The organism is Halovulum sp. GXIMD14793, from assembly GCF_054457435.1.
In genome coordinates this window covers 21,006-39,567 of the sequence record NZ_JBTLNE010000036.1, presented here as the reverse complement: position 1 = coordinate 39,567, position 18,562 = coordinate 21,006, and the positions used below count along the sequence as shown (strand labels likewise).

Sequence of the window (18,562 nt, the reverse complement as noted above, 5' to 3'; positions counted from 1 at the left end):
ACACGCTCCCGAATATCCAGTGATAGCGATTTGCCCATGTTCCACCTCCAAATATAGTGAATCACAAAATCCGCATCGTGGGAATCCCACCGATTCAGATTTCAAGGACGGCGCTCTAAGCCAGCCTCGCGGTGTTATCGAGGCTCAATCGCCTGATCTACAAGCGATTAGGTCAATCGTTAGCCTTACTCTCACAGCCAGTCATTTCGACGGCATGCAGGTCGCCCAGCAGCGTTAAGCGAAGAGCATCATGATCCAACTCCAGCGCCTCTCGCCCATAATACGTGCCAACAGTGTCCACGATCAGTTTGCCGTCTTCCACCCGCGCTTCGACCGAGGCAACGATCAGATCGTCGCGGCCGGTTTCGATTACCGCATAAGGTTTGTTGAAGACGTCGGCGCCATCCAGTTCAGCGCGAAAGGTCATCGGGTCGCTGTCGATATCCAGTCGGCATAAGATCGGATCCAGTCCAGCCGTTTTTGCCGGAGTAACCCGCTGGTCCAGGGCAAACCGGATCGCCGCTGTGGTTGCCTTTGCCCCCGAGGTGGCAGGGTGCAGGCTGCTGCTGGCCGAGGCGGGAACGCAAACCTCGTTACAGACGCCATATTGCAATGTCAGTTGCAGGGAGACGGACTGCCCGGCGGTCTCGGGCACAACCTCTACCGGCAGAATAACGTGGTCGCTATAGCCGATAGCGCGCATGCCAAAGGTGGTAAACACCTCGGGCCGGGGCCAGTGGATATGCGCAGCGGCAAGGTTTTCTGACCCGGTCCAGTCGAATTGCGGCGGGATACCGCCATCGCCAGGCGCACGCCAATAGGTTTTCCACCCCGGCTCCAGCGCGATTTCCAAGCCGACCATGTAATTCCCGTTCTCCATCTTCCAGCCTGGCTGCAGCTTTGCGGTGGACATATTCTCGGCCATCCCGGGCAGGGCGGCCATAAAGGCGATAAGAAAAACGATTGCTTTGCGCATGGTCCCGACAGCTTTGTTTGATCTGAAAATATAGCTTACGGGGCCGGGCGCTCTCATGCCACTCACATCTCGGCGAGAGTTGTTGCTTGAAACACGTCGCATGCGGGCGCATCTATGATTGTATGACTGATGCAGCATTTCTTAAGGGCAAGCTTTTGGTTGCCATGCCGGGCATGGGCGATCCTCGCTTTCACAAGGCGGTGATCTTCATGTGTGAACATTCCGGCGAAGGGGCGATGGGTCTGACGATCAACAAACCCGCGCCGGAATTGAGGTTCGGGGATCTGCTGAAACAGCTGAATATCCCGGTTAGCAACGACCCGAAAACCGATATTTATCTGGGCGGTCCGGTGGAGCATGGCCGGGGGTTTGTCCTGCATTCCTCGGACTATGAGCTGCCCGATGCAACGCTCAGCGTGAACACTAGGTTCGGCATGACGGCCACGGTCGATGTCCTGCGCGACATTGCCGAGGGCATAGGCCCGCGCCGGGCATTGCTGGCGCTGGGCTATTCCGGTTGGGCGCCGGGGCAGTTAGAAAGCGAACTCAGGGCCAATGGGTGGCTGATCTGCGATGCTGATGAAACCCTGATTTTCGGCACCGCTGCCCCTGACCGTTGGCAGGCAGCCTTGGATCGTCTCGGTGTCGACCCGCGATTGCTGTCTAGTGAGGGTGGTCGGGCCTAGCTGAGGTCAGCGCGCGGTGCAGCAGCGCGGCGCAGGCGGTCGTTTATGGCTGCGCCAAGACCAGCATCGGGGATTGGATCGACATGGATGGTGGTTTGACCCTTGGCTTTGGCGAGTGCATCGGCCTCGCGCAGGGCGCGGAACAGGGTTGTCGCGGCCTCTACCAGATCCCCGGTTTCGCTCAGGCTGATGCCTTCGCGCTTTCCCAATGGACCGAAGGTCAGCCAAAGGGGAGCGTCGGCGTCGCTGTTGAGGATCAATCGGGCCTCGGGGGCGTAATGGCTGGATAACTGGCCGGGGGCTGTGATGGTCCCGTCTTCGGGGCTGGCAAGCGGACCGACCAGCGTCTCGATCTGATCGCGCGGCAGGCCGCCGGGGCGCAGCAGGGTGGGGCCGGGGTCAAACCCGATGATGGTTGATTCAAGGCCAACTGGGCAGGGACCGCCATCTAGCACCGCGTCGATGCGTCCACTCAAACCATCCAGCACGTGATCCGCCTCGGTTGGGCTGACCTTGCCCGAGAGATTGGCGGACGGTGCTGCCAGTGGCAAGCAGCTGTCCTGCAGCAAGGCTTGGGCTAAGGGGTGGTCAGGGACCCGCACCGCAAGGGTCGACAAGCCCGCCGTGACGGGGGCGGCAATCCCGGCATCATCCCGCAGCGGCAGCACCAGTGTCAGCGGTCCGGGCCAGAACGCATTGGCGAGGGACCGGGCCTGATCGTTGAAATGCACCAGCGTCTCGGCACCGGCCAGGTCTGGAACATGCACAATCAGCGGGTTGATCGCGGGGCGGCCCTTGGCGCGATAAATGGCGCTGACCGCCGCCTCGTTCCGTGCATCCGCCGCCAGCCCATAGACAGTTTCTGTCGGCAGCGCGACCAGTCCGCCCTGACGCAGAATGGCAGTCGCGGCACGAATACCGCGGGGGCTGTCAGACAGGCGAATGGTGTTGCAGTCCATTTTGACGTGGCGTTTCCCTTGCCGCCGTGTCATGCGGCGCTTAGGTTGATCGCCATCCCATACGTGGTCGCGTCACAGCAAACAAGCCGATAGCGGAGGATTTCCATGACCTACCAAGCCCCGGTTTCTGAAATGCAATTCCTGATGGACAAGGTGATTGGTGCCGATCGCCTGAATGGCACTGGACATTTTGCCGATGGTTTCGAGGATATGACCGATGCGATTCTGGCCGAGGCTGCGAAGCTGGCTGAGGGCGTTATTGCGCCGCTGAACCGCAGTGGTGACCTTGATCCCGCGCAGCTGGAAAATGGTGTGGTGCGGACCTCTAAGGGGTTTGCCGAAGGGCACAAAGCGATTGGTGAGGGCGGCTGGGTTGGTATCTCTGCCAGCGCAGAGCATGGGGGCCTGAACCTACCGGTTCTGCTGAATAGCTGTGTGAACGAGATGCTGTCCTCGGGCTGTCTGGCTTTGTCGCTATGTCCTTTGCTGACCCAAGGCCAGATCGAAGCCTTGGAGCATCACGCCAGCGACGAGTTGAAAGCGCAGTATTTGCCAAAGTTGATCTCGGGTGAGTGGACCGGGACGATGAACCTGACAGAGCCGCAGGCAGGGTCGGATGTCGGCGCACTGCGGACAAAGGCAGAGCCGAATGGAGATGGCACCTACGCGATTTCGGGTCAGAAGATCTATATCACGTGGGGTGATCACGATTTTGGCGGCAACGTTGTGCATCTGGTTTTGGCGCGTCTGCCCGATGCGGTGCCTGGAACCAAGGGGATCAGCCTGTTTGTGGTGCCGAAATACTTGCCCAATGCGGATGGATCGCTGGGCGAGGCCAACGATTTGCGGGTGGTTTCTCTTGAACATAAGCTGGGGATACACGGCTCTCCGACCGCAGTGATGGAGTATTCCGGTGCCAAGGGCTGGATGGTTGGCGCACCGGGTGGTGGTATGGCGGCGATGTTCACCATGATGAACAACGCGCGATTGGGTGTTGGTGTGCAGGGTATCTCGCAAGCCGAGGCCGCTTATCAGGCCGCTCTGGCCTATGCGTTGGATCGCAAACAGGGGCGCAGCATGGTGCCGGATGGCACGGGAACCATTTTTGACCACGCCGATGTGCGCCGGATGCTGATGACCATGAAGGTTCTGACCAGTGTCGCGCGGACCATCGCGCTGGACACAGCATTCAGTCTGGATATGGGGGCCGCAGGGCAAGGCGCGGAATGGACGGCGCGTGGCGCGTTCCTGACACCGATTGCCAAAGCCTTTGGTACCGATATCGGGGTGGAGGTCGCCAGCATCGGCATTCAGGTCCATGGTGGTATGGGCTTTATCGAGGAAACCGGCGCGGCGCAGTACCTGCGCGACGCGCGGATCACCCCGATCTACGAAGGCACCAACGGCATTCAGGCAATGGATCTGGTTGGTCGTAAAATGATGGATGGCGGCGCGGCTGCGCGGGCCCTGCTGGCCGAGATTGCGGCGACAGCAGATGCGGATGACAGTGATCTGGGGCAGGGCTTGCGCGCGGCACATGATGCACTGGCGCAGGCAACAGAGATGCTGCTTGCCGCAGAGATGAATGACCGGTTTGCGGCCTCTGTGCCCTATCAACATGCTTTTGCCCTGACGCTGGGCGGGCATTACCTGCTGAAGGGGGCCGTGGATGAGACGCGCATGGCATTTGCCCGGTTCTTCATCCATCACCATCTGCCGCAAGTCCCGGGCCTGCTGGCCCCGGTCGCGCATGGCGCAGCAGAGCTTTACGCGCTGGACGCAGCGGCCTTGGGGGCGTAATGGATGGCGATCTGAATGCGGTTCTGACCTTCCCGCACGAGACACCGCCCGCAGAGGGCACCGCGACAGAGATTGCACCGGGCATTCTTTGGATACGTATGCCGCTGCCGATCCGGCTGAACCATGTCAATGTGTATGCTCTGGACGATGGCGATGGCTGGACGATCGTCGATACCGGCTTTTACACCAAACGCAGCGTCGAGATTTGGCAGCAGTTGCTGACCGGACCATTGGCCGGGAAACCCGTCCAGCGCGTGATCCTGACCCATCACCATCCGGATCATATCGGCATGGCGGGCTGGTTTAAGACCGAACACGGGGCCGAGATATGGTCGACCCGCACCGCTTGGCTTTTGGGGCGCATGCTGACGCTGGATGTACAGGATATGCCACCGCCAGAGCTTTTGGCCTATTACCGCTCCATGGGCATCGACAACGCAGAGCTTGAACGCCGCAAGACAGCGCGCCCAATGAATTTTGTGGATGTCGTTCACCCGATTCCACTGGGGTTTCGCCGTATCCAGGCGGGCGACCGGATCACCATGGGCGGCCGCGACTGGATTGTGCGCATCGGCCATGGACATGCGCCAGAGCACGCGACCTTTTGGTCGGATGACGATATTGTGATGGCCGGGGATCAGATTTTGCCCGGCATCTCCTCAAACCTTGGGGTCTACGCGACCGAGCCGGATGCCGATCCGGTCGGCGACTGGCTGGACAGCTGCACGCAGCTAAAGGCTTTTGCCCGCCCGGAACATCTGGTGCTGCCGGGCCACAAGCTTCCCTTTACTGGCCTCGAAACCCGGCTGGAACAGTTGATCGAGAACCACCACAGCGCATTGAAACGGCTGCTTCCATTTCTAAGCGAGGCGCGGACCGCACATGAGTGTCTGCCCACGCTGTTCAAGCGCAATATCGCGCCAGATAGCGGTGAGTATGGCCTGGCTTTGGTGGAATCTTATGGTCACCTCAATCATTTGCACCAGATTGGCAGGATTACACGGTGGCGGCGCGATGACGGTGCCTGGCTGTGGCAAGCCACCTGACATCGGGCGCGAAAGCAACGCCTTTGTCGCCAAATGCTCGCATCGGGGGTGACAATCGGCTAGGATGGCGTTAGCCAATTCTGCAACCTGGAAATAGAGAGGCCCAAACAATGAGCGACCACGAACATGGCTCTATGGATATTACCGAGCAGGAGCGGGCCTTTGCAGGCTTTGTGAAGTTCTGGATCTGGGTGTTCGGCTTTGCCCTCGCGTTCCTGCTGGTTCTGGCGATCTTCAATTCGTAAGATATGCGGACCGCTGGCCTGATCCTTGGTCTTTGTAGCGCGCTTTGCGCAACGCCTGCGCTTTCGGTCAGCGATGCGCAGGTTAGTCGCTTTGTCCAGCTGTCTGACCAATTCAATACAAAGCTGTCACGTTCAGAACTGTCCGGTTTGGATGGCGCACAGCGCGCCGTGCGGGGAAAGTGTATTCTTGAGACCCTGGAACAAAAGCATGGCGCCCCGGCCGTAAACGCTGTTATGGCGCTGATGCAGATCTTGGCAAGCGGTGCGGAGTTCGATGACCCCACGGTGGTAGAGTTCAATGACAGGTATGGCGATGCGTATAACGCAGCGACCCGCACCTGTCTGAGTTTGGCAAGGAATTCGTGATGCGTATGTTGATCTCAGGAGTGCGGGTTTTGGCCCTGATGCTGGCAGGTGTCACGGTTTCAGGCTGCGCGCATGAGGTCGGCGCCTCAGCCCGCGATATCGCGGCGGTCCAGTATGTCGCCGAAGAACCGCCCTATATCGCGCTGATCACCATGGTGAATACCCGCACTGGGAAGGGCGCGCATTCTGCGTTGCTGATCAACGCGTCACAGCGGGTGATTTACGATCCTGCGGGCACCTTTCAGCATCATACATTGGCTGAGAAGGGTGATGTGCACTACGGCATTACTGATCAGGCGCTGACATTCTACAAGCGCTACCATGCCCGCGACGCCTATTTCGTGCATACCCAGAAGGTTCTGGTCAGCCCCGAAGTGGCCGAGGCTGTATTACGCCGCACCCAGCAGCAGGGGCCGTCGCCGAAAATGTTCTGCACCATCAACACCGCGGAAATCCTGCAGGATATCCCACAGTTTTCGTTCATCCGGCCGACGCTGTTTCCTGAGAAGCTGCGCACCCAGTTTTCCCGTGTACCAGGGGTTGAGGACAGCTATTTGCGTGAAAATGATCATGGCAAGCTGATACCGACAACCTGATGCGGCTTGCCCTTGGTCTGATATTTGTCGTTCTGCTCTGCTACAGCCTGTTGGGCGGGGCAGCGCTTCTCTTTCGGCGGGACCTGATCTATTTCTTCGATCCTACACCCGCGCAGATCGGTGATATTCCCCGCAGCACGCTGAAGCTGTTGCCGTCTGATGGCGAAGATCCGCAGCTGAGCGTCTGGGTGACCGAGCCAGAGGCGGGCAAGCCGGTGATCCTCTATTTCATGGGCAATACCGGGTCCCTGTCGCTCCACGAACCGCGCCTTCGCGCGATGGCGGAGGCCGGGTTTGGCATTGCTGCGATGGCCTATCGCGGCGGCGGCGGACAGGCCGGGACACCGTCCGAGGCCGCACTGATCCGCGATGCAGAACGGACCTATGCCGCCCTGCCGGATCTTTTTGCCGAAGAGATCCCGGAGACTGATTTGGTGATCTATGGCTACGGTCTTGGGTCCGGTTTGGCGATCTATATGGCCACCCAGGTCGAAGAGATGATGCTGGTGCTAGAGGCACCGTTCAGCCGGATGTGCGAAGTTATCGAAACGGATTTCTGGGTGCTTCCCGCCTGCGCTGCGATGTGGGACGAGACCTGGGATAACCTGGCGCGTATTGATGCGGTCGACACCAATACGCTGTTCGTCCATGGCTACAAAGACCAAACCGTGCCGCTGAGATTGGGCGAAAAGCTGTTTCTGGCGACACCGGACCCGAAATTTTCCAAAGGATATGCCCAGGCCGGACATGAAGACCTGCCGCGCCACGGCGCATTGGAGTTCGTTATTAAGCGGATCAATGTCCTGCGCGGGGCGCGCTGATCACCTCTAACGGCGTCCGCAGTGGCCCATTCAACTGCCACTGCGCCTCATCTTCAAGCACAAGGCAAGACAGATACCGCCCAAAGACGGCCCCGGTGTCGATCCCGATGCGGTTGCCGTGATTCTCCATCCGGTCGGTGGGGGTGTGGCCGTGAACCACGATATGGCTGTGCGGCTCGGTGTGATGCAAAAACTCACCTCTGATCCAGATCAGGTCCTGGGGGTCCTGCTGATCCAGCGGAACGCCGGGGCGAATCCCGGCATGGACGAACAAGTAGCTGCCGACCTGATGCGTCAGCCGAGTTTGCTTAAGGAATTGCACATGGGCTGCAGGCAGCGCATCGCAGAAGGCCTTGTGGGTCACATGCCCCAGCTGCGCATCCGCGACACCATAAGAAGCCAGCGTTTGCACCCCACCCATCGGCGGATCCAGCCAGTGCAGGTTGGGGGTCGCAAGGGCCTCGGGGTCCTGAAGGTAGGTAAGCAGGCAGACATCATGATTGCCACGCAGGAACACGGTTGGCAGGGCCTCGGTGCGCAGCGCGTCTAATTTAGCAATCACGCCCCGACTGTCGGGGCCGCGATCCACATAGTCCCCCAAAAACACCACCAGAGGGTCGGGATGCGGGCGCGCTGCCAGATCGTCCTGAATATCGCCCATCACACGGTTCAAATCGTCCAGACATCCGTGGATATCGCCAATGGCATAGATGCGTTTGCCGTCCGTATGACGCATAGTTCACCCCTTTCCCAAACAGGTTGGATGCCGATACACCGTCAACAGCATCTGTTGCACGGCCATCATACTCGACAACACGTCCCCAAAAATGACAAAGCCCCGTGGCGGGACGCCCGGGGCTCGTCTTGGCAGACCCTAAGGTCTACAGTTTCGCACGTCGCTTAAAGCAAGCCTTCGCGCTGTGCCTTTTTACGCGCGAGTTTGCGCGCACGGCGGACCGCTTCTGCCTTTTCACGGGCGCGTTTGACGGACGGTTTCTCGAAATGCTGCCGAAGCTTCATTTCACGGAACACGCCTTCGCGCTGAAGCTTTTTCTTCAGTGCACGTAGCGCCTGATCGACGTTGTTATCGCGAACCTGTACCTGCAAGGACTTTCACCACCTTTCAAGTGTTTCGATTTCGAACAAGAAGCGCCTATATAGGGGAGTAAGATGTATATGTCCACACCTTCGGAAAGGCTTTCTGCAAATGTCCGAAACACAGCAGATACTGGAAGATGATCCCGCAGACGCCCTGATTGATGCCGCCCTGCCGCTGGTGGCGTTTGACGGGTTCACCCTGCAAACGCTGATGCAGGCGGCGGATACCATTGGGATGGCGCAGGCTGATGCGCGGGCGTTGATGCCACGCGGCGGGGTTGATCTGGCGCTGGCGTTTCATCGCCGCGCCGACCAGCAACTGGCAGCTTGGCTGGAAACCGCAGATCTGACGCATCTGCGCTATTCCGAGAAAGTGGCCGAAGCAATCTGGCAACGCATGCACCTGATTGCCCCCTGGCGCGAAGAGGTACGCCGCGCCGCAGCCCTGTTTGCCTTGCCACAACATGCCGCTGATGGCAGCCGCGCGATCTGGGAAACGGCGGATACGATCTGGACCGGGCTGGGGGATACTTCGGACGACATCAACTGGTACACCAAACGGATGACCTTGTCGGCGGTGCAGGCCTCGGTCGTGCTGTATTGGCTGGGGGATCAATCCGAGGGGCAGGTAGCGACGCGCGATTTCATTGACCGGCGCATCGCGGATGTGATGCGGGTGGAACGCCTCAAGGCTTCGGTTCGCGACAGCCCTTTGGGTCGCGCCTTTGCCGCAGGACCGGGCCGGTTGTTCGAAAGCGTTCGTGCGCCACGCCCCGCGCCGGAGGATCTCCCGGGCCGGGCTTGACGGGACAAGGTCATCGAAATTGCACTAAGCCCATTGCCTTCCCCTAACACTCGGGCGTAGCTTCCGGTCATGGCAATGGGTGGGCAGATTCTAACCTGGTTTGAGGGGCGCTGGCATGAGGGCAACACGCCTATCATGGCCGCCGCCGATCACGGAACATGGCTTGGCACTATGGTTTTCGACGGTGCCCGCTACTTTGATGGTGTTGCCCCGGATCTGGATTTGCATTCCCAGCGTCTTGTTCGTTCCTCAGCAGCAATGGGGATGAGTGATAAACTCGATGCACAACAGATCGAGAGTATCATTCGCGACGGTATCAAGCGTCTGCCGCGCGAAAATGCTCTTTATCTTCGACCCATGGCCTGGTCGACCGAAGGCGCGGGTGGTTTGATTGATTGCGACCCGGAAAGTACCAAGCTGGCAATCTGCCTGGAAGGCTTGCCAATGTCCAAACCTGGGGAACTGTCGCTGACGGTGTCGCCTTACCGCCGCCCGCGCCAGGACACAGCCGTTACAGAGGCAAAGGCCGCCTGTCTTTATCCCAACAACGCCCGCATCTCACGTGAGGCGAAGTCGCGTGGTTTTCACAATGCGCTGTCGCTCGATGTCGATGATCATGTCGCCGAGACGGCCTCGACCAACATTTTCATGGTGCGCGGGGGCGAGGTCTTTACCCCGGTGCCGAACGGAACCTTTCTTGCCGGCATCACGCGGGTGCGGGTGATTGATCTTTTGCGGCAGGATGGCGTCGTTGTTCATGAAACCTCACTTAAGGTCGAGGACTTTCACGATGCGGAAGAGATATTTCAGACCGGCAATGCCTCCAAAGTTCTGCCGGTCACCCGGTTCGAAGACCACAAGCTGCAATACGGGCCAGTCGCACGGCAGGCCCGCGAAATGTACTGGGACTATGCAATGACCAAGGGTACCGTATGACCGACATGACGGTCATTGAGATCGCCCATCCCGGCGGGCCAGAGGTCCTGAAACCTGCGACCCGTCCACGTCCCGAACCCGGCCCCGGTGAAATCCTGATCCGGCTGGAGGCAGTCGGCGTGAACCGCCCAGACTGCCTGCAACGCGCCGGGCGTTATGATCCGCCCCCGGGTGCGTCTGATCTGCCCGGTCTGGAAGGCGCGGGCGAGGTCGCTGCCTTGGGCGAAGGTGTCACTGATTGGGCTGTGGGGGATAAGGTCTGCGCCCTTTTCCCTGGCGGGGCATATGCCGAATATGCCGTGACCCAAGCCGCCCATGCCTTGCCCGTGCCAGAAGGACTGTCGATGGTGCAGGCTGCTGGCCTTTGCGAGACCTTTTTCACCGTCTGGACCAATGTGTTCGAGCGTGGCCGCCTGCAGCCGGGTGAACGCCTGCTGGTGCATGGCGGGTCCTCCGGGATCGGGACAACCGCGATCCAACTGGCCTCTGCCATGGGGGCGAAGGTGTTTACCACTGCCGGCAGTACCCTGAAATGCGCCAAATGCGAGGCGTTGGGGGCAGAATTGGCGGTAAACTATCGCGAAGCGGCCTATGTCGAGGCAATCCGTCAGGCAACGGGCGACCACGGCGTTGATGTGTCGCTGAACATGGTGGGCGGGTCCTATCTGAAGCGGGACGTTGCCTTGCTGGCCCCCGAAGGTCGGCTGGTCATGATCGCGTTTCTTGAGGGCGCGAAGGCCGAACTAAATTTTGCGGCGGTCATGAGCAAACGCCTGACTATCACAGGGTCAACCCTGCGTCCGCAATCCGATGAGGCCAAGGCCCGGATCGCGACATCCCTGCGCGAAAAAGTCTGGCCGCTACTGGCTGCAGGCCGGATTTCGCCGGTAATGGATGAGACTTTCGCCCTGACCGACGCGGCCGAGGCACATGCCCGCATGGAAAGCTCTGTCCATATCGGCAAGATTATCCTTAAGGTCTGAACCGCTTATCGACCCCGGAGTTGAAGATTGATTGCGTGTGCGCCCGGTTCAAATATGTTTTCAACGTTGACTGACGCTGCGCGATTGCTGAGTGTCGTTCTCATATCGTAAAATCCCGGAGTACGGTGCCATGAAGCTTTCTGCGAGACTGCAAAGAAACCTGCTGGCTTTACCCTTGCTTGCACTTGCGTCGACCGCGCTTGCACAAGATGCCCCTTTGGGATGTTTCGTTCGCGATTACTCAGAAGAGCATTTGAAGAAAAACCCCGAACAAGTCGTCGACAGAATAAGTATCCTTTTTGCGCCATATGAGAGGAACGTCTCGGCCGATGTTCAAGCGTTTCGAGTTTACCTTGAGACATCACATAAAATCGAAACGCGTACACCATATAGGCTTATCACTGCGTTTCAGGATAATCTTTTGTCTCAGGTTTATCCCGAAACGCTTTAAGGTTCTTTTGGCAGACCAAGGCCATGCTGGCCGCGATGGATATGGTGGCATGCGTGCCTCCGAAATCGCTGGAAACTACTACAAACCCTTAAGGTTTAGCGTGGATTGCGATGGTGGATCGTTCGACGTCATTGAACAGGACGCTGCGGGTATCACGATCGAAACAAGCGGGTTCCGTCTGGCAGTGGATGGTTGCATTGATGAGAGGTTCAGCACAACACTCGCTGAAGAGGGCAGTACATCAACCAAATACCGACTGGAGCGCGTTGAAGCCAAGGCTTGTGATTGGTAGTGGGACTGGGCCAGAGGGGTGACCAGGCCGCTCATGGCAAAGTTCAGGGAATGTGTCAGCGACCGACGGCGATAAACCAGCCCATTGCGGCCTGCCTCAGACGTGCTGGTCAATCAGGATAACATTGCCGTCCGGGTCGGTAAGGGTGCAGCTTGCGGGACCCTTGGTTGTCTCATCCGCTTCGCTGATCAAGGTAATGCCGTCAGCTTTCAGACGTTTCTGGATATCTCGAACATCCTCGAACGTATCCACTGGCTGCGCATTGTCGTCCCAGCCGGGGTTGAAGGTCAGGATATTGCCCTCAAACATCCCCTGAAACAGCCCAATTGTACAGCCCGAGCCCTTGAGGATCATCCAGCCCTGATCCTGCATCTCATGAAACACCTCAAAGCCCAGTTTCTCATAGAACGCTTTCGAGGCGGCCAGATCCTTGACCGCCAGACTGATCGAGAAATTGCCAATGTCCATTTTGTCCCCCGCGGTGGATTGCTTACCGTATCGGCATCATGGTGATTTCACGCATACCACAATCGCGCTGCGTATCGCTGCCGCAACTGCGTGGCTCAAGATCTTTTGAAAGGCAGATGCGGACCTCCTGAACCAGCCCGGATTTGCAGGTCACGGTTACACCAGCGGGAACGGTGCCGGGATTGGCGTCCAGAAAAGCCTCTTCGATCACTTTGGGGGGCAGGTCATACGATTTGGGCAGGCGGCGGAATATCTCGGGACGGATGATCTTGCCATAGGCTTCGCGGGACAGCGCGAAATAATCTTCTGCGCTCAGGCCGCTGCAGCGTCCATGCTTTTTCCACTGATGCCATGCCAGTCCGCCAGAGCCCATGATATCGGCCATCTGATTGGTCTGTGACCGGCTGGGGTCGCGGTGTGTGGTGCGGCAGAACGAAGGCCAGCCCTCCTCATTCTGAGGCCACAGGCCATGCAGGGTAAACCCGTGGTTATGGCGGGGATGGCATTGCGGTGAATTGCGTGCATCACCTTCCAGTTCGCACCAGGATGCGTTCCAGCTAAGTGCCACGACGTAATAGTCGAATTCGCCTGCTTTTTCGCCTTCTGCCCACAGGGCCATGGGCCAAAGCAGACATGCCACCAGAAAACCGCGCATAGAATCCCCTTTTCAGACCGCTTGTTTCGACCTATATACACAGCCGACTTCCCCACGAAAACCGCAACTCTTGCCTCCGGCGCCCGCGTTTTCGGCCCGGGGAGAGATGTGTTTTGAAGAAGGATAAACGCAATGGCGCTGCCCTTGATGCCGAAAGCGACCGCTGTCTGGCTGGTTGACAATACAACGCTGACTTTTACCCAGATCGCTGATTTCACGGGTCTGCATGACCTTGAGGTTTCAGGGATCGCCGATGGTGAGGTTGGTGTTGGTGTCAAAGGGTTTGATCCGGTTGCCAACCGTCAGCTGACGACGGAAGAGATCAAGCGGTGCGAAGATGACGCCACCGCCAAGCTGCAGCTGATGCACAACCCGGCAGCGGATGGCGAAGAACGCCGCCGCGGACCGCGCTACACGCCGCTGTCCAAGCGTCAGGACCGCCCGGCGGCGATCGCCTGGCTGGTCAAGTACCACCCGGAGCTGGCCGATAGCCAGATCTCCAAGTTGGTAGGCACGACCAAGCCAACCATCCAGTCGATCCGCGAGCGGACGCATTGGAACATGGCCAATATTCAGCCGGTTGATCCGGTGGCGCTGGGGCTATGCAAGCAGATGGAACTGGACACTGCCGTCGCCAAGGCTGCCAAGAAGGCTGAAAAGGCCGGCACCATGATGAGCGACGATCAGCGGATGAAGCTGGTCTCGACCGAGACGTCGCTGGCGATGGATGACGCGCCGCGCATTCCGTCCAATATTTCTGGGCTAGAAGACTTGTCGCTCAGCGATCCACGCGGTGAGGACGGGGATGATGATGGCGGTCTGGTCGATGCAGACAGCTTTTTCAATCTGCCCGCGTCGAACGAGGACGACGAAGATGACAAAGACTGATCTTATAGCGTCTCGCGAAAAACGTGGATCATAAACGCTGCCTGAAATCATAGATTTCAACGCGTTCGATGATGCATGATGTTTAAGGTATTTAGCGAGACGCTTTAATGCTGGCACCCATCAAAGGATGCCAAGCGTTTCCTCAACGATCCGGAATATTGCAGCCGCATGCACACCGTCCGCTAGTGCATGATGGAGTTCAACACTAAGCGGCATTGACCATTTGCCATCCGCCGCCTCAGCCATACGGCCCCAGACGATACGTGGGATGCAATCATCCGGTCCCATCATCGGATTGTTTGCTGAGGTAAAGCTGACCCAAGGTGCACAGGACAGATAGACAACATCGTCACCGGCGATGATTTCGCTCATATAGGGTTGCTGACCGGCGGGTTTCAGGACCTTTTCACATTCGGCATCGAATGCGTCAAAGTTATCCAGATAGGGTAAGCCAGCATAGGTAAACCCATCATTCGGGCTGGGCACTGTTACGGAAAGACGAACCGCGTCGTGCTGAACCACCGCATCGCCACGGAGCCGTGTCCGCACTTCCGGGATCTGGTGTATGGCTGCACCAATGGCAAACATCGTCGCCCGGAAAGGAGAGAGCCCTTTTGGTTTCAGAACCGTCACCAGATGCGTTACATCAATCGGTGCTGTAATCGCGAACTGCGGCCGTCCATACCGGCGGAAGTGGCGATAGCGGTCCAGCCGCAGCCAACTCTCCAAATCAATTGTTTCTTCAGCCATTTCAAGAAATTCCAATACGGCAGCTCAACCTCCGCTCAGACCCGATCATGCAGGTGACGCAAACGACCCGGCAAGGTCTAATGTGACAGACTGGCCGGAATTCTGTCAGGTGTGGGACATCAATGCTGCAAACTTCTACCGTGTTGCATCCTTGGTACTTTGGCGGAAGAAAATACACCGCAAGATACTCACTGTGCGGCTATCGCGGCGTCGACCGCGCGCCTCCAGGTAGCAAATCTTTTGGATGTTTCCGCGCTGGCCATACTGGGTTCGAACCGGTGGTCAACCGCCCAGCTTTGGGCGAACTCTGCCGGGCCAGGCATAAGACCTGCGCGCATACCTGCAAGCCAGGCGGCCCCCATCGCGGTTGTCTCCAGCACTTTAGGACGATCAACTGGGGCGCCGAGGATATCGGCAAGAAATTGCATCGTCCAGTCGCTGGCCGTCATCCCGCCATCGACGCGCAAGACAGTATCCCCCATGGTGGGCCAGTCAGCGTGCATCGCATCCATCAGATCGCGGGTCTGGAAACCGACGCTTTCCAGCGCCGCACGCGCAAACTCGGCCGGGCCCGAGTTGCGCGTCAGCCCAAATATCGCGCCCCGGCATTCGGCATTCCAATAGGGTGCACCCAGCCCGGTAAATGCGGGCACAAGGGTCAGCGTCTGGCCCGGGTCAGCGGTTTCGGCCAGATGCTGTGTGGTCGCCGCATCGTCAATGATTTTCAGACCATCGCGCAGCCACTGAACCACGGCACCCGCGATAAAGATGGAGCCTTCCAGCGCATAGGTGCGCGTGCCGTCTAGTTGATAGGCGATGGTGGTCAGCAGTCGATTTTGCGAGGGAACCGGATCGGTTCCGGTATTCAGCAGGGCAAAACAGCCGGTGCCATAGGTGGATTTCACCATTCCCGGTTCAAAGCAAGCCTGTCCAAGCGTGGCGGCCTGCTGATCGCCTGCCACACCAAGGATGGGAATCTCGGGTCCGAAAACTGTGGTGACGCCAAAGTCTGCAGCGCAATCCAAAACCTCAGGCAACATGGCCATAGGAATATCCAGCAAGGCGCAAATTTCGGGTGACCATTGTCCCCTGTGAATGTCGAAAAGCAGCGTGCGGGCGGCATTGGTGGCGTCCGTTACATGGCGCGCCCCGCCGGTCAGATGCCAGATCAGATAGCTATCCACGGTTCCAAACGCCAGCTTGCCAGCCCTGGCGCGGTCGCGTGCGCCATCGACTGTATCTAACAGCCAGGCCAGTTTGGTGCCGGAAAAATAGGGGTCAAGCAAAAGCCCCGTCGTTTCGGTGACCATCTGCTCATGTCCAGCCTCCCGCAATCTGGCGCAATCATCTGCGGTACGCCGATCCTGCCAGACGATGGCATTGGCAATGGGCTTGCCGGTGTCCCGATCCCAGACCAGCGTCGTCTCGCGCTGATTTGTGATGCCGATGGCGGCAATACGCTCTGCATCAATACCGGCTTTTTCTATGACGGTCCGGCACGTGTCCAGCGTGGTTGACCAGATATCGTCGGGATCATGTTCGACCCAGCCGCTTTGCGGATAATGCTGTGCAAACTCCTGCTGCGCGATGGCGCTGACGCGCATGTCTGACGCAAACAGGATCGCGCGGCTGGAGGTCGTACCTTGGTCGATGGCAAGAACGTAGTCGGGCATCTCAGACTTTCCAGAAACAGAATGTACCCCATAGAATGGCAAGGCCAAGCGGCGTCCACAAGGCTGCATCGGATTGCCAGAGCCAGCCCAAGAAGATGAAAACCGACCCTAACAGGGAAATGAACAGCCGGTCACCGCGCGTTGTGGTCAAGCCCAGAACGCCGCGCCGCTCCGCCCCGCCGGGGTGGCGGATCTCAATGGCGGTCAGTATGGCCATGGCACCGAAAACGAAGACAAAGATCGCAAGCGTGGCTGCTGTCCACGCCATCCATGTGCCGCCAAAAAGTGGAGAGGTCCAGGAAAACGCCGGTTCTTCTTGTTTGCCAACATTGCCCCAGCCCGCCTGTTGGGCGCGGGTGACGGTCGGCAGGAACAGCAGGGTTAAGATCAGGGAACGCATTCTTATACCCTCCCCAGGGCGAAGCCCTTGGCGATGTAGTTGCGGACAAAATAGATTACAATCGCGCCGGGAATGATGGTCAGCGTTCCAGCGGCCGCCAGAAGGCCCAGCTCATACCCTGCGGATGAGGCTGTTTTGGTCATCGTGGCCGCAATCGGCTTCGCCTCGACCGTTGTCAGCGTCTTGGCCAGCAGCAATTCCACCCATGAGAACATGAAACAGAAAAACGCGGTCACCCCGACCCCGGCCTTGATCGCCGGCAGGAAGATGGTGACGAAAAAGCGGGGAAAGGAATAGCCATCGACATAGGCCGTTTCGTCCAGTTCCTTGGGCACGCCAGACATGAATCCCTCCAATATCCAGACGGCCAGCGGAATGTTGAACAGACAATGCGCCAGCGCTACGGCCAGATGGGTGTCGAACAGCCCAACAGCCGAATAAAGCTGCAGAAAGGGCAGGGCGAACACGGCCGCCGGGGCCATACGGTTGGTCAGCAGCCAGAAAAACAGGTGTTTGTCGCCCAAAAAGCGGTATCGCGAAAACGCATAGGCAGCTGGCAAGGCGACCGAAACCGAAATCACCACATTGATCGAGACATAGATCAAAGAGTTGATGTAGCCCCAGTACCAGGTCGGATCGGTGAAGATCACCTTGTAATTGTCCAGGGTAAAGGTCTGCGGAAACAAAGAGAACCCGCCAAGAATCTCGTTCGTGGTCTTAAAGCTCATCGCGATCAGCCAGTAGATCGGCAATAGCAGAAAGGCGATGTAGATGATGGGGACAAGGTTGCGGGCTCTCATTTCTGATCGTCCTTTGTCATCAATGTGTAGAAGACCCATGACACCAACAGTGTGATCGCGAAATAGGTCAGCGACATGGCACCGGCTTTGCCAAGGTCGAACTGACCACGGGCATATTTTTCAAGGTCGATCGACAGCAGCGTTGTGGAGTTGCCGGGGCCACCCCCCGTCAGAACAAACGGTTCGGTATAGATGTTAAAGCTGTCCATAAAGCGCAGCAGAATGGCGATGGTCAGCACGGTTCGCATCTTGGGCAATTGGATGTAACGGAACACCGACCAGTTGGAGGCCCCGTCAATCCGCGCCGCCTGATAATACGCATCCGGGATCGAGACCAGCGCGGCATAGCACAGCAACACAACCAGCGATGTCCAGTGCCAGACATCCATGGTCACAATGGTGATCCAGGCCGCAAGCGGGCTTTGGGTCATGTCATATGAGATGCCCAAGACGTGGTTCATCAGATACCCCAAAAGACCGATATCGGGCAGGGTAAAGATGTTCCACATGGCGCCGACCACGTTCCAGGGGATCAGCATGGGCAGGGCCATCAGCACCAGACAGACCGGCACCCAGACCCCCTTGCGCGGCATGGCCAGCGCAATCGCAATCCCCAGCGGGATTTCAATGGCAAGGATCAGGCCAGTGAACAGAAACTGCCGTCCAAGAGCTGACTGAAAACGATCCGAGCGCAGCACCTGCTGAAACCAGTCAAGGCCCTGCCAGAAGAACAGGTTATTGCCAAAGGTTTCCTGCACGGAATAGTTGACCACCGTCATCAGCGGGATCAGTGCATTGAACGCCACCAGCAGGACAACCGGCATAACCAGAAACCAGGCGCGATTGTTCTGGGTTTTCATGGGCAAAC

The 18,562-nt window shown here is 58.4% G+C and carries 23 protein-coding genes; 12 read left to right on the top strand and 11 right to left on the bottom strand.

The features are described from left to right. Positions 1-172: 172 nt before the first annotated feature. Positions 173-976 carry a protein-disulfide reductase DsbD domain-containing protein gene (locus ACW9UQ_RS11695; protein ID WP_458931198.1) on the bottom strand — a complete coding sequence of 268 codons (804 nt, stop codon included), beginning with the start codon at positions 974-976 and terminating at the stop codon, positions 173-175. Positions 977-1,062: 86 nt separating this feature from the next. Here ACW9UQ_RS11695 and ACW9UQ_RS11690 point away from each other — a divergent pair, with 86 nt between their 5' ends. Next, the gene (locus ACW9UQ_RS11690; protein WP_458931197.1) at positions 1,063-1,662 is read left to right on the top strand and encodes a YqgE/AlgH family protein; all 600 of its coding nucleotides are present in this window, start codon (positions 1,063-1,065) and stop codon (positions 1,660-1,662) included. Here the strand turns inward: ACW9UQ_RS11690 and ACW9UQ_RS11685 are convergent. Further along, positions 1,659-2,654, bottom strand: a complete 996-nt coding sequence (locus ACW9UQ_RS11685) for an L-threonylcarbamoyladenylate synthase (protein ID WP_458931196.1) — start codon at positions 2,652-2,654, stop codon at positions 1,659-1,661. The two genes, ACW9UQ_RS11690 and ACW9UQ_RS11685, sit on opposite strands and share 4 nt — an antisense overlap. 72 nt (positions 2,655-2,726) lie before the next feature. On the opposite strand from ACW9UQ_RS11685, the gene ACW9UQ_RS11680 reads away from it, so the two are divergent. From ACW9UQ_RS11680 to ACW9UQ_RS11655, 6 genes are all read left to right on the top strand, one after another. Then, positions 2,727-4,421 carry an acyl-CoA dehydrogenase gene (locus ACW9UQ_RS11680; protein WP_458931195.1) on the top strand — a complete coding sequence of 565 codons (1,695 nt, stop codon included), beginning with the start codon at positions 2,727-2,729 and terminating at the stop codon, positions 4,419-4,421. Next, a complete protein-coding gene (locus ACW9UQ_RS11675; protein WP_458931194.1) occupies positions 4,421-5,467 on the top strand; it encodes an MBL fold metallo-hydrolase in 1,047 nt (348 codons plus the stop codon). Before ACW9UQ_RS11680 ends, ACW9UQ_RS11675 begins: the two co-directional genes overlap by 1 nt. Positions 5,468-5,577: 110 nt before the next feature. Next, entirely contained in the window at positions 5,578-5,712 is a 135-nt protein-coding gene (locus ACW9UQ_RS11670) for an aa3-type cytochrome c oxidase subunit IV (RefSeq protein WP_458931193.1), read from the top strand. Between the two features lie 3 nt (positions 5,713-5,715). Further along, positions 5,716-6,078, top strand: coding sequence for a hypothetical protein (locus tag ACW9UQ_RS11665; protein ID WP_458931192.1), 363 nt, complete (start codon positions 5,716-5,718; stop codon positions 6,076-6,078). Next, entirely contained in the window at positions 6,078-6,674 is a 597-nt protein-coding gene (locus tag ACW9UQ_RS11660; RefSeq protein WP_458931191.1) for a hypothetical protein, read from the top strand. The genes ACW9UQ_RS11665 and ACW9UQ_RS11660 overlap by 1 nt, the downstream gene beginning before the upstream one ends. Continuing rightward, on the top strand, positions 6,674-7,495 hold the full coding sequence (locus tag ACW9UQ_RS11655; protein ID WP_458931190.1) for an alpha/beta hydrolase: 822 nt from the start codon (positions 6,674-6,676) through the stop codon (positions 7,493-7,495). The genes ACW9UQ_RS11660 and ACW9UQ_RS11655 overlap by 1 nt, the downstream gene beginning before the upstream one ends. Here ACW9UQ_RS11655 and ACW9UQ_RS11650 read toward each other — a convergent pair. Further along, on the bottom strand, positions 7,470-8,231 hold the full coding sequence (locus ACW9UQ_RS11650; protein ID WP_458931189.1) for a metallophosphoesterase family protein: 762 nt from the start codon (positions 8,229-8,231) through the stop codon (positions 7,470-7,472). The genes ACW9UQ_RS11655 and ACW9UQ_RS11650 overlap by 26 nt on opposite strands. A gap of 164 nt (positions 8,232-8,395) precedes the next feature. Continuing rightward, complete coding sequence (gene rpsU, locus ACW9UQ_RS11645) at positions 8,396-8,602, bottom strand: 30S ribosomal protein S21 (protein ID WP_458931188.1); 207 nt, start codon at positions 8,600-8,602, stop codon at positions 8,396-8,398. Positions 8,603-8,702: 100 nt separating this feature from the next. On the opposite strand from rpsU, the gene ACW9UQ_RS11640 reads away from it, so the two are divergent. The 4 genes from ACW9UQ_RS11640 (at position 8,703) to ACW9UQ_RS11625 (ending at position 12,060) form a co-directional block, all read left to right on the top strand. Then, on the top strand, positions 8,703-9,398 hold the full coding sequence (locus tag ACW9UQ_RS11640; RefSeq protein ID WP_458931187.1) for a COQ9 family protein: 696 nt from the start codon (positions 8,703-8,705) through the stop codon (positions 9,396-9,398). Positions 9,399-9,473: 75 nt separating this feature from the next. After that, on the top strand, positions 9,474-10,334 hold the full coding sequence (locus tag ACW9UQ_RS11635; protein WP_458931186.1) for a branched-chain amino acid aminotransferase: 861 nt from the start codon (positions 9,474-9,476) through the stop codon (positions 10,332-10,334). Then, entirely contained in the window at positions 10,331-11,317 is a 987-nt protein-coding gene (locus ACW9UQ_RS11630; protein ID WP_458931185.1) for an NAD(P)H-quinone oxidoreductase, read from the top strand. Before ACW9UQ_RS11635 ends, ACW9UQ_RS11630 begins: the two co-directional genes overlap by 4 nt. 329 nt (positions 11,318-11,646) lie before the next feature. After that, positions 11,647-12,060, top strand: coding sequence for a hypothetical protein (locus ACW9UQ_RS11625; RefSeq protein WP_458931184.1), 414 nt, complete (start codon positions 11,647-11,649; stop codon positions 12,058-12,060). Between the two features lie 96 nt (positions 12,061-12,156). On the opposite strand, the gene ACW9UQ_RS11620 is transcribed toward ACW9UQ_RS11625, so the two are convergent. Beyond that, on the bottom strand, positions 12,157-12,528 hold the full coding sequence (locus ACW9UQ_RS11620; RefSeq protein WP_458931183.1) for a VOC family protein: 372 nt from the start codon (positions 12,526-12,528) through the stop codon (positions 12,157-12,159). A gap of 22 nt (positions 12,529-12,550) precedes the next feature. Next, positions 12,551-13,183, bottom strand: coding sequence for a ribonuclease T2 family protein (locus ACW9UQ_RS11615; protein WP_458931182.1), 633 nt, complete (start codon positions 13,181-13,183; stop codon positions 12,551-12,553). A 132-nt stretch (positions 13,184-13,315) separates the two neighbouring features. Between ACW9UQ_RS11615 and ACW9UQ_RS11610 the strand changes: the two genes are divergently transcribed. Continuing rightward, on the top strand, positions 13,316-14,071 hold the full coding sequence (locus tag ACW9UQ_RS11610; protein ID WP_458931181.1) for a DUF1013 domain-containing protein: 756 nt from the start codon (positions 13,316-13,318) through the stop codon (positions 14,069-14,071). A 120-nt stretch (positions 14,072-14,191) separates the two neighbouring features. On the opposite strand, the gene ACW9UQ_RS11605 is transcribed toward ACW9UQ_RS11610, so the two are convergent. The 5 genes from ACW9UQ_RS11605 to ACW9UQ_RS11585 all read right to left on the bottom strand — a co-directional run bounded on the left by ACW9UQ_RS11605 (position 14,192) and on the right by ACW9UQ_RS11585 (position 18,554). Continuing rightward, positions 14,192-14,821: a CatA-like O-acetyltransferase gene (locus ACW9UQ_RS11605; protein ID WP_458931180.1), complete on the bottom strand. Its 630-nt coding sequence runs from the start codon at positions 14,819-14,821 to the stop codon at positions 14,192-14,194. A gap of 188 nt (positions 14,822-15,009) precedes the next feature. After that, positions 15,010-16,494 (bottom strand): glycerol kinase GlpK, encoded by a 1,485-nt coding sequence (gene glpK / locus ACW9UQ_RS11600; protein WP_458931179.1) that lies wholly within the window; start codon positions 16,492-16,494, stop codon positions 15,010-15,012. A gap of 1 nt (position 16,495) precedes the next feature. After that, on the bottom strand, positions 16,496-16,894 hold the full coding sequence (locus ACW9UQ_RS11595) for a DUF2160 domain-containing protein (RefSeq protein ID WP_458931178.1): 399 nt from the start codon (positions 16,892-16,894) through the stop codon (positions 16,496-16,498). Between the two features lie 2 nt (positions 16,895-16,896). Beyond that, positions 16,897-17,694 (bottom strand): carbohydrate ABC transporter permease, encoded by a 798-nt coding sequence (locus ACW9UQ_RS11590; protein ID WP_458931177.1) that lies wholly within the window; start codon positions 17,692-17,694, stop codon positions 16,897-16,899. Then, the gene (locus ACW9UQ_RS11585; RefSeq protein ID WP_458931176.1) at positions 17,691-18,554 is read right to left on the bottom strand and encodes a carbohydrate ABC transporter permease; all 864 of its coding nucleotides are present in this window, start codon (positions 18,552-18,554) and stop codon (positions 17,691-17,693) included. The genes ACW9UQ_RS11590 and ACW9UQ_RS11585 overlap by 4 nt, the downstream gene beginning before the upstream one ends. Positions 18,555-18,562 lie beyond the last annotated feature (8 nt).

Excerpts from the sequence above, each read along its gene's own strand:
- ACW9UQ_RS11620 (WP_458931183.1), bottom strand. The coding sequence starts at position 12,528 with ATGGACATTGGCAATTTCTCGATCAGTCTGGCGGTCAAGGATCTGGCC.
- ACW9UQ_RS11590 (WP_458931177.1), bottom strand. The coding sequence starts at position 17,694 with ATGAGAGCCCGCAACCTTGTCCCCATCATCTACATCGCCTTTCTGCTA.
- ACW9UQ_RS11610 (WP_458931181.1), top strand. The coding sequence starts at position 13,316 with ATGGCGCTGCCCTTGATGCCGAAAGCGACCGCTGTCTGGCTGGTTGAC.
- glpK (WP_458931179.1), bottom strand. The coding sequence starts at position 16,494 with ATGCCCGACTACGTTCTTGCCATCGACCAAGGTACGACCTCCAGCCGC.
- ACW9UQ_RS11630 (WP_458931185.1), top strand. The coding sequence starts at position 10,331 with ATGACCGACATGACGGTCATTGAGATCGCCCATCCCGGCGGGCCAGAG.
- ACW9UQ_RS11635 (WP_458931186.1), top strand. The coding sequence starts at position 9,474 with ATGGGTGGGCAGATTCTAACCTGGTTTGAGGGGCGCTGGCATGAGGGC.
- ACW9UQ_RS11660 (WP_458931191.1), top strand. The coding sequence starts at position 6,078 with ATGCGTATGTTGATCTCAGGAGTGCGGGTTTTGGCCCTGATGCTGGCA.
- ACW9UQ_RS11625 (WP_458931184.1), top strand. The coding sequence starts at position 11,647 with ATGTTCAAGCGTTTCGAGTTTACCTTGAGACATCACATAAAATCGAAA.
- ACW9UQ_RS11695 (WP_458931198.1), bottom strand. The coding sequence starts at position 976 with ATGCGCAAAGCAATCGTTTTTCTTATCGCCTTTATGGCCGCCCTGCCC.
- ACW9UQ_RS11685 (WP_458931196.1), bottom strand. The coding sequence starts at position 2,654 with ATGACACGGCGGCAAGGGAAACGCCACGTCAAAATGGACTGCAACACC.
- ACW9UQ_RS11640 (WP_458931187.1), top strand. The coding sequence starts at position 8,703 with ATGTCCGAAACACAGCAGATACTGGAAGATGATCCCGCAGACGCCCTG.
- ACW9UQ_RS11605 (WP_458931180.1), bottom strand. The coding sequence starts at position 14,821 with ATGGCTGAAGAAACAATTGATTTGGAGAGTTGGCTGCGGCTGGACCGC.
- ACW9UQ_RS11655 (WP_458931190.1), top strand. The coding sequence starts at position 6,674 with ATGCGGCTTGCCCTTGGTCTGATATTTGTCGTTCTGCTCTGCTACAGC.
- ACW9UQ_RS11585 (WP_458931176.1), bottom strand. The coding sequence starts at position 18,554 with ATGAAAACCCAGAACAATCGCGCCTGGTTTCTGGTTATGCCGGTTGTC.
- ACW9UQ_RS11680 (WP_458931195.1), top strand. The coding sequence starts at position 2,727 with ATGACCTACCAAGCCCCGGTTTCTGAAATGCAATTCCTGATGGACAAG.
- ACW9UQ_RS11615 (WP_458931182.1), bottom strand. The coding sequence starts at position 13,183 with ATGCGCGGTTTTCTGGTGGCATGTCTGCTTTGGCCCATGGCCCTGTGG.
- ACW9UQ_RS11595 (WP_458931178.1), bottom strand. The coding sequence starts at position 16,894 with ATGCGTTCCCTGATCTTAACCCTGCTGTTCCTGCCGACCGTCACCCGC.
- ACW9UQ_RS11665 (WP_458931192.1), top strand. The coding sequence starts at position 5,716 with ATGCGGACCGCTGGCCTGATCCTTGGTCTTTGTAGCGCGCTTTGCGCA.
- ACW9UQ_RS11675 (WP_458931194.1), top strand. The coding sequence starts at position 4,421 with ATGGATGGCGATCTGAATGCGGTTCTGACCTTCCCGCACGAGACACCG.
- ACW9UQ_RS11650 (WP_458931189.1), bottom strand. The coding sequence starts at position 8,231 with ATGCGTCATACGGACGGCAAACGCATCTATGCCATTGGCGATATCCAC.
- ACW9UQ_RS11670 (WP_458931193.1), top strand. The coding sequence starts at position 5,578 with ATGAGCGACCACGAACATGGCTCTATGGATATTACCGAGCAGGAGCGG.